Genomic DNA, 13,042 nt, shown 5'->3' with positions numbered 1-13,042 from the left:
TGATCATCAACAATTTTCGAGGGGTGGGGTCAGGCCAGGCCGGCGCGGAGTACCAGGATTGCTATCTGGGTGCGGTTCTCGAGACCGAGCTTGGCGATGATGCGGCTGATGTGGACCTTCACCGTGGACTCGCTCATGTGGAGGGTGCGGGCGATTTCGGCGTTGCCCGCGCCGGTCGCCACGGCCAGTGCCACCTCGCGTTCGCGCTCGGTGAGCTGGTCGAGGCGGGCCAGGGCGTCGGGCTGCTGGGAGCCGGGCCCCTGGGTGAAGGCGGTGAGCATGCGTTTGGTGATGGCGGGCGCGAGGATCGCGTCGCCCGCGGCCACCACCTCGACGGCGCGGGCCAGCTCCCGGGGCGGAGTGTCCTTGAGCAGAAACCCGGCCGCCCCGGATTCCAGTGCGGCGTAGACATATTCGTCGAGTCCGAAGGTGGTCAGCACCACCACGGCGGGCGGGTCCGGCAGCGCGCGCACCCGCCGGGTCACCTCGAGGCCGTCCACGTGTGGCATGCGGATGTCGGTGACCACCACATCGGGGCGATGCTTGTGCACGAGCCCGACAACGCCACGGCCGTCGGCGTCCTGCGCCACGACCTCGATGCCGCCACCGGCCTCCAGGATCATGGCTATGCCGGAGCGCACCAGCTCCTCGTCGTCGAGCAGCACCACCCGGATCACGAAACCTCCCTCACCACAGTCTCATTCGTCCACCGGTTCCGGCTCGGCGAGCGGGAACGTCGCGTGCACCACATAGCCGCCGCCGGCCAGCGGCCCGGAATGCAGACTGCCACCGGCGAGTTCGACCCGCTTACGCATGCCCAGCAGGCCGAAACCCGAACCCTGGGCGGCCAGCGGGGTGTGGTCGCCGTGGCCGTTGCGCACATCGATGTCGAGGACGCCGCCGACCACGGCCAGCGCCGCGCGCACCTCGGCTCCGGCGGCGTGTTTGGCGGCATTGGTCAACGCCTCCTGCACGATCCGGTACGCGGCGCGGCCGACCGGGCCGGACACCTCGGGCAGCGGATCGGGCATCGTCAGGTCCACCTGTTGTCCGGCCTCCACGGCGTCGGAGACCAGTTCGGGGATCGCCCCCAGGTCGGGGGCGGGGCGCAGCAGTTCGCGATCGGTCGAATTCCGTTGCGCCAGCGCGTCCGCCGGTTCCCGCAGGATGCCGAGCAGTTCCCGCATCTCGGCCAGGGCGCGAGCGCCGGTGGTGCGGATGGTGCCCGCGATCTCGGCGGGCTTGCCGTCGGCGGAGACCTCCAGGGCTCCGGCCAGCACGGTGATCTGTGAAATCCGGTGCGCCACGATGTCGTGCAGTTCCCCGGCGATGCGCAGGCGCTCGGCTTCCACGGCCGCGGCGGCGCGCAGGTCGCGTTCCCGTTCGGCCTGCTCGGCGCGTTCCCGCAGGGCGGCCAGGGTTTCCGCGCGCTGGGCGGTCCACAGTCCCAGCAGCAGCGGCACCGCGAGCACCAGGGCCATCAGCCCGGCGCGGCTGAAGAACAGGGCCGGATAGGTGCCCGCGCCCCACGGCACCGCCAGCACGATCAGCGCGGCCGGCACCGACAACCAGGTCGTGCGGCGATTGCCGTAGCGGCGGGCGACGGTGTACATCGCGGGCAGCACCGGGGCCGCCGCACCGACCAGCATCATGGCGAGCAGCGTCGCCGCCAGCACCGGCAGTGGCCGGTATCGCCGCACCAACAGAGCGACACCGGCCGCGATCGCCACGACCGGTCCCGCCGCAGCGGGCAGCAGGCCGATCGACGAGGTGCGCACCTCGTCGAAGGCGATCAGACCGAAGACCGCGGCGAGCACGACATCGAGGACCAGCCTGGCGATCCGTCGCGTCCTGCTCACTCCGGCAACCCTAGTCGCCGCGTCGGCGTCACACGTCACGGCGCGCGAGCAGCACGACACCGGCGGACAGCAAACCGACGGCGAGGGCGAGCAGCGGCAGCATCAGCAGCACCGGATTGCCGGACCCGGGCTGCACCGACTGACCGGCCGACAGGAACGGCATCAGCTTCGCGTTCGCACCGGCAAGCACCGCACCGGTCTCCACCACGGTCGGGAAGCCGATGGCCGCCACCATGGACACGGTCGCATTGCGGGTCAGCGCCGCGACGCCGAGGCCCACCAGCCCGGCCAGCAGCACGTACACCGGGACACCGACGAAAGCGTATGCGAGATGCGAGGGTTCACCGGGCAGCCGCGAGATCACACCCTGGACGAGCACCGTGACACCGACCAGACCGAGTCCGTAGACCGCCATGAGCGCGCCGACGGTCAGTGCCTTGGCCGCCATCACCCGGCCTGGACGGCGCAGCGTGAGCATGGTGGTCGTGATGGTGCCGTAGCGGTATTCGTGGCCGAAGGCGTTGACGGCGACCGCGGTTCCGAACAGGGCGGCCAGGATCAGCGGCAGGCCGTGCACAGAGGCCGCGAATTGTTCGGCGGGCGTGGCGTAGTCGCGACTCGCGGACAGATAGGCGATGAGGCCCTGCAGGACGAGGCCGGCCGCCAGCAGCACCCACGTGGAGCGCACGGTGACCAGGCGGGTCAACTCATAGCGAATAGCGTTGAACACGAAGGGAATTCCTTTCAAGTGGGTGGCGCAGCGCGGACCCGTTCAGGCAGCTGCGGATGGTCCCGGCCAGCACAACGCCGAGAGACCCATCCGAGGCGGAGCCGCACAGCCAGATCGGCCGGTTTCAGGCGGAGCCGCACAGCCAGATCAGCCGATTTCAGGCGGAGCCGCACAGCCAGATCAGCCGATTTCAGGCGGAGCCGCACAGCCAGATCAGCCGATTTCAGGCGGAGCCGCACAGCCAGATCAGCCGATTTCAGGCGGGCGGCGCGGTGTGGCCCAGGTCGGGTGGTTTCAGGCGGCGGCGTGGCCGCGGTACTGGGCGGCGTCGGCGGTGGCGTGGAAGAAGGCGTCTTCGAGGCTGGTGCTGGCCCGGGTCAGTTCGGTGACCAGCAGGCCCGCCTGCATGGCGAGTACCGCGACGCGCTGGCGGTCGTCGCCCTCGATGACGACCGCGCCATCGGCCTCGACCCGGACCTGGAAGCCATTGCGGCTCAGCATCTCCGCCAGTGCCTCGGGCCGGTCGGTGCGGGCCACGATGCGGGCGGCGGAATTGCGGCCCACGAATTCGGCCACCGATTCGGCCGCCAGCAGCCGGCCCGCGCCGATGACGATGAGCGAATCCGCCAGGTGCGCCATCTCGTTGAGCAGATGCGAGGACACGAAGACGGTGCGGCCTTGGCGCGCGAGCCCCTTGAGCAGTTCGCGCAGCCAGCGCACGCCCTCCGGGTCCAGCCCGTTGGCGGGCTCGTCCAGGATCAGCGTGGCCGGGTCGCCGAGCAGTGCCGCCGCGAGCCCGAGCCGCTGCTGCATGCCGAGGCTGAATCCGCCCGCCCGCTTTCCGGCCACATCGGCGAGCCCGACCATGCCGAGGACCGCGTCGACGCGGTCCTCGTGGATTCCGGCCCCGGCCGCGATCATTCGCAGGTGCCCGATCGCGGTGCGCTTGGGGTGGACCGCGCGAGCGTCCAGCATGACGCCCACCGAGCGCAGCGGGTCGGCCAGTTCGGCGTAGGTCTGCCCGTCGAACAGGGTGCGGCCGCTGCCGTGGTCGAGCCCGAGCATGAGCCGCATGGTGGTGGACTTGCCCGCGCCGTTGGGGCCCAGGAATCCGGTCACCACGCCCGGCCGGACATCGAAGGACAGGTTGTCGACCGCCGGGACGTCGCCGTAGCGCTTGCCGAGCCCTCGTGCCTGGATCATTGGGTTCACCTCTCGCCGGTGGGTGACGCCCGCTGCGCCACCGTGTCGGCTTCGACCCTCCCGTGTTCGGCGGGCCCGGCCATCAGACGACGGCACACGCTCGGCTAACACTTTTGGCTTATCCGCGGGCCGCGAAACTCTTGCTCGGTTGAGCAAATCCGCGTACGGTTTTGCTCATGCAAGCAAGAGTCAACTCAAGCAAGCAAGCTTCGGAGCGGACCTTCACCGAGAACGCCCGCCGCGCGCAGATCGTGGACGCGGCCGTCGAGGTCATCGCCGACCAGGGCTACGCCAATGCCTCCTTCGCCAAGATCGCCAAGCAGGCCGGGCTCTCCAGCACCGGCATGATCTCCTACCACTTCCAGGGCAAGGGCGATCTGATCCGCGAGGTCGTCACCCGCATCATGGCCACCGCCGCCGAATTCATCGTCGGCAAGCTCGACACCGAATCCGGTTACCGAGGGCGGATGCTCGCGTTCTTCGCCGCGAATCTGGCCCTGGTCGACGAATATCCGAAACACATGCGGGCGCTGTCGAATATCGCCGCCAATGCCGGCACCGACGATCCGCACCTGTTCGGCCTGCTGGACCAATTGGGCTCGAACGCCGCCGCCCAGGCCGACATCTTGCGAGCGGGACAGCGCGACGGTGTATTTCGCGATTTCGATCCGGCCGTCATGGTGATGGCCATTCGCGGCGCACTCGACGCCGCCATTGCCCGGGCGGCCGTCGATCCCGAATTCGACGCCGCCGCCACCGCCCGCGAACTGGCCGAGATTTTCGACCGCGCCACCCGGAAGGACGCATGACAATGGCGCACCCGATCGCCTCCGAATCCCCCGCACCGGCCGATCGCACCGAGGCGCAGAAACGCGCCGCACTGCGCAGACACACCGCGCGCCAGGTGATCGTGGAACTGGTCCTGCCGATCGCGGCGTATTACGCATTGCGCGCGGCCGGTGTCAATCCTTGGGCCGCCCTGATCGCTCCGGCCCTGATCACCCTGCCGTTCCTCGCCTACGACGCCCGCCGCCACCGCCGCGTGGACGCCGTCGCCCTGTTCACCCTCACCATGATCGTGGTCGGCACCGCGGTCTCCCTGGTCACCGGCGACCCGCGCACACTGCTCGTGCGCGACAGCTGGCTCTTCGGCGCGGTCGGCCTGTGGATCCTGGCGACGCTGTTCACCCGGCGGCCGATGATGCGCAGTCTCGCCCGCACTATCGTCACCGTGAAAATCGGTGAGGCCGGTTATCGGGAATGGGATGCGCGCTGGGACAACGATTCCCGGTTCCGCCATCATTTGCGGGTGATGACCGCGGTCTGGGGTGCGGGCTTCACCCTCGACGCGGTCATCCGGATTACTCTCGCCTATTCCCTTCCGCTGGACGCGGTCCCGCTCGCCACCACCCTGCAATGGCTGGTCGTCCTGGCGTTCCTGATTTCCTTCCACATCTTTTACGTCACCCGCAACGGGCTGAAGGTCTGACGCAGCGAAAATTGTGTTAGCCCCCTCGACAGAACTGCCCTCTTTGCGTCGTAAAGCGTAACGTTTTCTCTGTGGCTGCCTTCGGCCCGATAACTCACTTTGCGCATCAGGGAGATGCCGTGTCCAAGACTCTGAAAGCTGCTACCGCATGGGTTTGCGGGGGAATGCTCGGGATTGTTGCCGGTCTGGTCGGAGCGGGCGGCGCGCACGCCGACGGCCCAGGCGGTCCCGTTCAGGTCGGTGACAGTCTGTATTTCGCGCTCGGCGAATGGAACTGCTCGATCGGAGACAACGGCGCGGTGGGATGCGATCTCGCGGCCCCGGCGACCATGAATGTGTTGTACACGGGCGTGCAGGTGCCGTTCCCGAATGTTCCTGCCATAGTCATCGATTCGACCGCGCTGCCCGCGCATCCGGAGTGGAATTCCAACGGCAGCCACACGCTGCCGGGTGGCAATCCGGGTCTGGCCGCCCTGACCCAGGTGAGCGGACACGATCCGCAGTTCTCCGTCACACATGCCGGTGCGACGTGTCAGATCACCTGGAATGGTTCGGCGATCTGCACGTCGCTGGGGCACGGGTTCAGCCAAAGGGGACCAGAGCCTTTCGGCTACTGATCCCCTTCGAATCATTCGTTTACCGGTACCAGACGCCGGAATCCCAGTCGCCATAGTCCCAGACGTTGAAATCGTAACGAGTATGCGCTCCCCCGAAGAGGTAACCCCACCAGCCGGCATTGGTGTCGCAGATCTGGTCGTCGGAATTGCACACCGTCAGAACCGGGAAGCCGCCGAACCAGTCGTCGACACCCGCCAGTGGGTAGCCGATGATCCCGCTGCCGGGAGTCGACGCCAGGCCCGGGCCGCCGGGGCCCGCGTCCCGCTTGGGATCGGACAGCAGAATGGCGTTCGCGTTGTCGACATCCTGGTGTGCGGTGACCCAGGCGTGCACGATTCCCGCGCCCTCGCTGTGCCCGATGATCCGAATGTGGTCGCCGGGGCAGTCATTTCGGTGTTGCCAGAACAGCCGGTCGACTTCGTTCAACCCCGACATCGGGTCGGCGGAGTTGTAACCGACAGGCTGATTCACAAAGGCGGAGAAGGACGACGAGGTGTTGTCGCCGAGCCCGCCGATGCCGATCGCCCAATCACCGGTGCAGTCATCGGCATTGGCTTTCGGGGCCGTCAGGTGTGTCATGGTGGAAAAGAGGATAGCCAACAGTAATGCGGCGAAGAGCGCCGTTGCTCTACGCATAGTCGTAACTTTCTATACTTCAAACCTCCGGGTCGCGCCCGGCTTGCGCTGGATGTACCCAGCAATAGCTGGCGTTCCGCATTCCTGTTGAAACAGTTACATACACCCCGATTTAGTAGGCCGTTTCGCGATGTGGCAGGCCATAACCAAGGATTCGCACCCGCCCCGACCGGCCCGGTGCCCAGTTGGATTCGGCAATCTTGGTCCGCGGCAACTAGATTGACCGCGAACAGACGCGGATCGAACGGGGTACGGGGGAAGTCGTGGTCGCTGGGGACATCGGGGCCGACCCACCGCGCTCACCGCGCGCCGCTTTCGCGCAGCGGTTCACCGAACTGTATGCCGCGGCCGGGAATCCGACCCTGCGGCGGGTCGCCAACGCGGCCGAGGAGCGGATGCGGGCCGCCCGCGGCACCCGGCCGGGCGGAGCCTCGGCGCAGCGCATCAGCGACTGGAAGGCGGGACGAAATGTCCCGGCCCGCTTCGAATCCCTGCTGCCGGTGGTGCTGACCCTGGCCGAGCTGGCCCGCAAGACCGGCGCCCCGGCACCACGTCCCCTCGCCGATCCCGCGGAGTGGCAACGGATCTGGCAAGAGGCGACCAGCTGGAATCCGCAGGAGGACACCGAGGCCGCCTGCCCGTACCAGGGCCTGCGCGCCTACGGGCCCGAGCATCGCACGCTGTTCTTCGGACGGACGCGCGCGGTCGGTGAGATCGCGGCCATGGTGCGCTCGGCGGCGGGGATCATCGCCCTCGTCGGCGCATCGGGTGCGGGCAAATCCTCGCTGCTGGCAGCGGGATTAGGGCCCGAGCTGACGGACTGGGAGATCACGACGCTGACGCCGGGCGCGCACCCGTCCCTCGCGGAGGACGCACTGGCCGCGCGCGCCGACGGTCCACGACGCTTGGTGATCGTGGACCAGTTCGAGGAACTGTTCACCGTCTGCGACCAGGAACACGAGCGGGAACTGTTCCTGAAGGCTCTCGACGCCTGTGCCCGGCGCACCGACGACCCGATCGCGGTGGTGATCGCGCTGCGCGCCGACTTCTACGCCCACTGCCTGAACTACCTGATCCTGCAGGACGCCCTGGAACACCGCGGCTACCTGCTCGGCCCTTTGCGGATGGACGAACTGTCGCAAGCTGTTTCGGGCCCGGCCCGGGCCGTCGGCCTGGATCTCGAGCCGGGACTCGAAGAGCTGATCACCACCGAATTGTGCGGTGCCGGAGACCATCACGATCGCGGCACCTACGATCCCGGTGCGCTGCCCATGCTCTCGCACGTCATGGCCGCCACCTGGCAGCACCGCGAGGGCCGCCGCCTCACCATCGCGGGCTACCGGCAAGCGGGCGGCGTGGTCGGCTCGGTCGCCGAGACCGCCGAATACGCCTGGAACGAACTCTCTTCCGACCAGCAGACGGCGGCACGGACCATGCTGCTCGGGCTCGTCACGGTCAGCCAGGATGCCCGCGACACCCGGCGGACAGTGCCCCGAGACGAACTCCTCGCCCGCACCGGCGACCACGAGAACGCCACCGCCGCCCTGGAACTGCTCTCCCGCACCCGCCTGGTCACCCTCGACGCCGACGCGGTCACCCTCACCCACGAGATCGTCCTCACCGCCTGGCCCCGCCTGCGCGATTGGATCGACGAGGACCGCGTCGGGTATCTCATCCGCCAGCGCATCGAGACCGACGCCGCGGAATGGGTGGCCCAGGACCGGGATCCGTCGCTGCTCTATCGGGGCAACCGCCTACAGAACGCGCGCGAGCACGCCGATCCGCCACCGGTCGGGCCGCTGGCCCAGGAGTTCCTCGCCCGCTCCGTGGGCCTCGCCGGCACCAGCCGACGCCGATCCCGTCGCCTCCGTGCGGTTCTCGCCCTACTCGGCGTCGGTCTGCTCGTGCTCGGTATCGGCCTGTACGCCCAGATCCGGCTCTCCGATCAGCGGCGCGCCGACAACGAGTTCGCCGCAATACTGCTCGCGGCCGACCGCGCGCAACGCTCGGACCCGTCACTGGCCGCCCAGCTGAACCTCATCGCGTGGCGGCTCCGGCCCGGCGATCCGACGGTGCGCTCCAGATTGCTGCAGTCCCAGGCAACTCCACTGTTGTCGGTCACTCCCGGCCATACCGAGTCGATCACCCGGATCGCGTACCGGCCGGCCGCTCGGACGCTTGTCTCGCTGGATCTCGACGGCGACCTGCGAGTATGGGACACCATCGACCCGAAGCATCCGCGACAGCTCGGCCAGCAGCTCAGCGACATCGGTGAGGTGGCTGTCGATCCCACCGCCCGACTGCTGGCCACCGCACCCGCCGCGAGCGTCGTCTCGCATGTCCAGACTCCCCCGAAACCCATTGTCACGCTGTGGGACACATCGAATGCCGCCAGCCCTCGCCAGATCGCACAGCTACCAACCGATTCGGGTCAGCTCGGATTGGCATTCGGTCCGGACGGCCGCACCCTCGCGACGATGACCTGGGACCGGCTGACGCTGTGGGACGTGAGCAATCCCACCGCACCGATCCAGCGAGCCACCCGCGAGCTGCACGGATCGGCGGGATTCGGCGCACTGCATTTCAGTCCCGACGGGCGCCTGCTCGCCCGGATCGATCGGCTCGAACGGAAGGGCACGACACCGCTCGACTCCGTCGAGCTGTGGAATGTCGCGGATCCCGGCGCGCCCACTCCGCTGGCACCGGGATTCGCCACGACCGCGGAATCCGCTGTGACGGGCGGTATTCAGGACCTCTCGTTCCGCCCGGACAGCGCATTACTGGCCGTCGGCATGACCCCGGAGTCGGGCTCACACGCCATCGTGCAGCTGTGGGACATCGCCGATCCAGCGCATCCGCGGCTCGCCTCGGGCCGGGAGATCGACCACGGCGGACTGTCCGCGCTGGACTTCGCACCCGACGGACACAGTCTCGCCGCCGCGGTCGGCAAGGCGGTGACCGTCTTGAACGTGACCGATCCCGCCGACCCGACCGTGCTGGTCGACGGTCTGGCCGTGAGCCCCGCAACCTGCCGCTTCAAACTCGGCGATGCCCCGGAAGACCGATTCACGTGCTACCCGAGCCCGCGCGCGCTGGCCTTTACCGGCGACGGCCGCGGCCTGATCGCCGGAGCGTCCACCGGCGACCTCCACACCTGGTCGCTGCCGCCCGCGCTCACCCCGACCAGGCCGGGCTCGAAGGATGTCTCCAGGTTCGAGGCGAACGGCACCGAGCTGGCGATCGGGTCCGCTTCTCCACGGTCGACCGCACTCTGGAATGTGCGAAATCCGCAGGCACCCGAATTGATCACCGAATACAACACGGATCCGGGTACCGACTCGACCCTGCTGGCGCCCGACGGCAGCACGTTGCTCGAGTTGGACATGGCGCACAGCACCATGACCACGGTCGATCTGTCCGATCCGGCCGCCCCGCATTCGCGGGGCGCCTGGACCTTCCCCGGCCCGAAGTCCTTGCGCCTCTGGTCCATAAGCGATGATTTCCGCACAGTCTCCACCGTCGACGAACACCATTCGGTGCAGTTGTGGGACCTCACGGACCCACTTCGGCCGGCTGCCCTCGGTGGCCCGATCCAGTTGCCGGACAACGCGCAGTTCGACTTCGGCCCCGACAGCAAGACGATGATCGAGACCGTGACCTCCGGTACGGGCGACAATGCGGAATCGGTGACGACACTGTGGAGCCTCGCAGATCGGTCGCACCCGAGCCAGGTCGCCGAGCTGATGCGTACTCGCGCGTCCGACAAGAACCCGATCACCTTCGCACCCGACATGCGCACCATGGTGGTGTCCGCCAATGGAACCATGCAGCCGTGGGATATCAGCGATCCGCGCGCACCACGACGGCTCGGCCACCCGATCGCGACGAAACTGCCTGCACCCGGGGGAGCCTTCTTCACCCTGGACTCCCGTACCCTGTTCGTCCTCGGCTTCGACAACGTCCTGAGACTGTGGGACTTCACCGATCGCGACCATCCCTCCGAGCTCGCGACGCTCACGCCCACGAGCGGATACGCCGACGGCTCTACCCTCGCCCCCGGCGACAACCTCTTGGCCGCCCTGACAGCCGATGGCACCTTCGCCCTCTGGGACCTCGACACTCAGCACGCCATCGACCGCATCTGCGAGGTCACCGGCACGTTCTGGACCGAGGACCTCTGGAAGCAGTATCTGCCCAGCCTGCCGTATCACCCGTACTGCCACGGCAGTTGACCACCACCGCCCTGTGCACCTGCACAAAATGGAACCACCGCGGCTCAGCCTCCTGTCAGTAGTGCTGAGCAGCGGTTTCCTGTGAGCTGGAACATGGATGCGGTGCGCGTGTGAGGGCGGCCGCACGGATCATCGGTGATTCGGAGGAGTCATGGGCAAGTCCCGGAGGCGGATGACGCTGGCGTTGGCGGCCGCGTGCGTGGCGATGGGGACCGGGGTGGCGCAGGCGGATGCGGGGTTCCCGCCGGTGTTTCCGCCGGATCAGAATCAGTTGCCGCAGTTGCCGAGTGAGCCGCAGGTTTATCAGGCGTTGCCGATTCCGGTGCCGGATCAGGATCCCTGGTACGACGATCCGGCGGATCTGGAGTCGTATGCGCCGGGACAGATCGTGCGCAGCCGTGAGGTGCAGACCCGGCTGCTGGGGCTGCCGATTCCGGTGTACACCAAGCAGTTGCTGTTCCGGTCCGAGGATGTGCACGGCAATCCGATCGTCACCGCGACCACCGTGATCGTGCCGGGGATTCCGTGGCAGGGCAGCGCGCGGCCGGTGATGTCGTTCCAGGAGGCCATCGACTCCACCGACTCCTCGTGCAATCCGTCGCACACGCTGCAGGTCGGGACCATGAAGGAGTCGACGCTGGCCATCTATTGGCTGATGCAGGGCTTCGCGATCAACGTGCCCGACTTCGACGGCAAGTTCAACACGTTCAACACCTACGCCGAGGGCAAGATGGTTCTCGACAGCCTGCGGGCCATGAAGAACGATCCGGGACTGGGGCTTTCGGATTCCGGGATCGCGCTCTACGGGTACTCCGGCGGCGGGTCGGGCTCGATTCGCGCCGCCGAGCTGCGCGCCACCTACGCCCCCGATGTGCGCCTGCTCGGCACCACCATCGGCGGTACGCCCGGCAACCTGCTGGAGCAGGCCGACTACGCCACCAAGCACGAGCCGGGCATCACCGGGATCAGCAACTTCACCATGTGGCTCGGATTCGTCTCGCTCTCACGCGAATACCCGGACGTGTTCGACGCCGCGGACCTGCTCACTCCCGAGGGGCAGCAGATCGTCGCGGACATGCAGCACCGCTGCTACGCCACCGCCGCGCTCACCGGCATGTGGCGGCCGATCAGCGACTACTTCCAGCCGGGCAAGTCGCTGCAGTCCTCGCCGGAGGTGGTGAAGGTGTTGCAGGACAACAGCCTCGGCCACTACATCCCCGACACCCCGATCCTGTGGTGGCACGGCTTGTGGGACGAGCTGATCCCGCCCGCCGAGGTCGTGCTGCCGACCGTCCAGTCCTACTGGGATCGGGGCGCGGACCTGCGCTTCTACACGGTGCCGGTGCCCGAGCACGTCACCAACGCGGTCACCGGGTGGCTGCCCGCGGTGGCCTGGACCAGCGCGGTGCTGCGGGGTCTGCCGCCCGGCCCGAAGTTCATGGCCGCCTTCGCTCCGCTGCCGCCCGGATTCCCCGGCGCCTGAGACTCGGCCTGTCGCTCAGCCGTTTTCGTCTCGCTCAGCCGTTTTCGTCTCGCTCAGCCGTTTTCGTGTCGCTCAGCCTGGTCGGTGAAGAGATAGTCGACCAGGGTGAGCACGCGGGCGCTGTCGAACCGCTCCGGGTCGTCGAGCACCAGCCGCGCGCCGGTCTGGATCAGTCCCTGCACCAGGCGCACCAGCACGTCGAGATTCACCTGCGCCGCGGCGGCGGGATGGTCGGCCAGCCATTCGCTCAGGGCCTGCCGCAAGGGGATTCGCAGATCGTCCCGGGAGCGCGCGACCCGTTCACGCAAGGCCGGAGGCACCCCGTCGATCGGGAAATAGACCAGCCGCCAGCTGTCCGGCACGGCCCGCACCTCGGCGAGGAAACGCTCCAGCGCGGCCCGCAGCATGCTCGCCCGGTCACGCCCGCCGGGATCGGTCAGCTCCGCCATGGCCCGCGCCACCGCCGCACCCATCCGGCCGGTCTCGCGCCGAATGAGCTGATCCAGCAACTCGTCCCGGCTGCCGAAGCAGTCGTAGACGACCGGTCGCGTGACATCGGCCCGCTCGGCGACCGCGGCAATGCTGACCTCACCGAACCCGGCGTCGGCGACGATGCGCATGGCGGCGTCGAGCAGTTGTTCGCGCCGGTCCGCGGGTGAGAGTCGTTTGGCGTAGCGTCGTTTGGCCGGTGCGGCGTACACCACGCGAGTGTACTTGCGGCCCAGGATGAAGCGGGCCGGTGGCCCCGAAAAGCCCGTCTCCTCAGGGCTTTCGATGCGATACCGTCGAAGG

At 68.1% G+C, this 13,042-nt stretch carries 11 protein-coding genes; 5 read left to right on the top strand and 6 right to left on the bottom strand.

Translation table 11 applies throughout. From position 1 onward, the window contains the following. Positions 1-29: 29 nt before the first annotated feature. The 4 genes from GPX89_RS10460 to GPX89_RS10445 form a co-directional block, all read right to left on the bottom strand. Positions 30-677, bottom strand: coding sequence for a response regulator transcription factor (locus GPX89_RS10460; RefSeq protein ID WP_328601685.1), 648 nt, complete (start codon positions 675-677; stop codon positions 30-32). Between the two features lie 21 nt (positions 678-698). Then, complete coding sequence (locus GPX89_RS10455) at positions 699-1,859, bottom strand: sensor histidine kinase (RefSeq protein ID WP_157387329.1); 1,161 nt, start codon at positions 1,857-1,859, stop codon at positions 699-701. Positions 1,860-1,887: 28 nt separating this feature from the next. Beyond that, positions 1,888-2,589 (bottom strand): ABC transporter permease, encoded by a 702-nt coding sequence (locus GPX89_RS10450; RefSeq protein ID WP_157387328.1) that lies wholly within the window; start codon positions 2,587-2,589, stop codon positions 1,888-1,890. 294 nt (positions 2,590-2,883) lie between these two features. Continuing rightward, on the bottom strand, positions 2,884-3,792 hold the full coding sequence (locus GPX89_RS10445; protein WP_157387327.1) for an ATP-binding cassette domain-containing protein: 909 nt from the start codon (positions 3,790-3,792) through the stop codon (positions 2,884-2,886). Between the two features lie 176 nt (positions 3,793-3,968). Here GPX89_RS10445 and GPX89_RS10440 point away from each other — a divergent pair, with 176 nt between their 5' ends. The 3 genes from GPX89_RS10440 to GPX89_RS10430 all read left to right on the top strand — a co-directional run bounded on the left by GPX89_RS10440 (position 3,969) and on the right by GPX89_RS10430 (position 5,898). Beyond that, on the top strand, positions 3,969-4,601 hold the full coding sequence (locus GPX89_RS10440; RefSeq protein WP_157387326.1) for a TetR/AcrR family transcriptional regulator: 633 nt from the start codon (positions 3,969-3,971) through the stop codon (positions 4,599-4,601). After that, complete coding sequence (locus GPX89_RS10435) at positions 4,598-5,281, top strand: VC0807 family protein (protein WP_157387325.1); 684 nt, start codon at positions 4,598-4,600, stop codon at positions 5,279-5,281. Before GPX89_RS10440 ends, GPX89_RS10435 begins: the two co-directional genes overlap by 4 nt. A 71-nt stretch (positions 5,282-5,352) precedes the next feature. Then, the gene (locus GPX89_RS10430) at positions 5,353-5,898 is read left to right on the top strand and encodes a hypothetical protein (RefSeq protein WP_157387324.1); all 546 of its coding nucleotides are present in this window, start codon (positions 5,353-5,355) and stop codon (positions 5,896-5,898) included. A 19-nt stretch (positions 5,899-5,917) separates the two neighbouring features. On the opposite strand, the gene GPX89_RS10425 is transcribed toward GPX89_RS10430, so the two are convergent. Continuing rightward, on the bottom strand, positions 5,918-6,478 hold the full coding sequence (locus GPX89_RS10425; protein WP_157387323.1) for a cutinase family protein: 561 nt from the start codon (positions 6,476-6,478) through the stop codon (positions 5,918-5,920). Between the two features lie 320 nt (positions 6,479-6,798). On the opposite strand from GPX89_RS10425, the gene GPX89_RS10420 reads away from it, so the two are divergent. Then, entirely contained in the window at positions 6,799-10,767 is a 3,969-nt protein-coding gene (locus tag GPX89_RS10420; RefSeq protein ID WP_157387322.1) for an nSTAND1 domain-containing NTPase, read from the top strand. A gap of 151 nt (positions 10,768-10,918) precedes the next feature. Beyond that, positions 10,919-12,250, top strand: a complete 1,332-nt coding sequence (locus GPX89_RS10415; protein WP_157387321.1) for a lipase family protein — start codon at positions 10,919-10,921, stop codon at positions 12,248-12,250. 53 nt (positions 12,251-12,303) lie between these two features. Here the strand turns inward: GPX89_RS10415 and GPX89_RS10410 are convergent, their stop codons facing one another. Next, positions 12,304-12,951 (bottom strand): TetR/AcrR family transcriptional regulator, encoded by a 648-nt coding sequence (locus GPX89_RS10410; protein ID WP_157387320.1) that lies wholly within the window; start codon positions 12,949-12,951, stop codon positions 12,304-12,306. Between the last annotated feature and the right edge of the window lie 91 nt (positions 12,952-13,042).

The organism is Nocardia terrae, from assembly GCF_009760405.1.
GTDB classification, from domain to species: Bacteria; Actinomycetota; Actinomycetes; order Mycobacteriales; family Mycobacteriaceae; genus Nocardia; species Nocardia terrae.
Note: the sequence above shows the minus strand (reverse complement) of the source record. Positions and strands in the feature narration are given on the sequence as shown.

Bases quoted from the DNA above. Each gene is read 5' to 3' on its own strand.
- GPX89_RS10445 (WP_157387327.1), bottom strand. From the start codon at position 3,792: ATGATCCAGGCACGAGGGCTCGGCAAGCGCTACGGCGACGTCCCGGCG.
- GPX89_RS10440 (WP_157387326.1), top strand. From the start codon at position 3,969: ATGCAAGCAAGAGTCAACTCAAGCAAGCAAGCTTCGGAGCGGACCTTC.
- GPX89_RS10435 (WP_157387325.1), top strand. From the start codon at position 4,598: ATGACAATGGCGCACCCGATCGCCTCCGAATCCCCCGCACCGGCCGAT.
- GPX89_RS10425 (WP_157387323.1), bottom strand. From the start codon at position 6,478: ATGACACACCTGACGGCCCCGAAAGCCAATGCCGATGACTGCACCGGT.
- GPX89_RS10415 (WP_157387321.1), top strand. From the start codon at position 10,919: ATGGGCAAGTCCCGGAGGCGGATGACGCTGGCGTTGGCGGCCGCGTGC.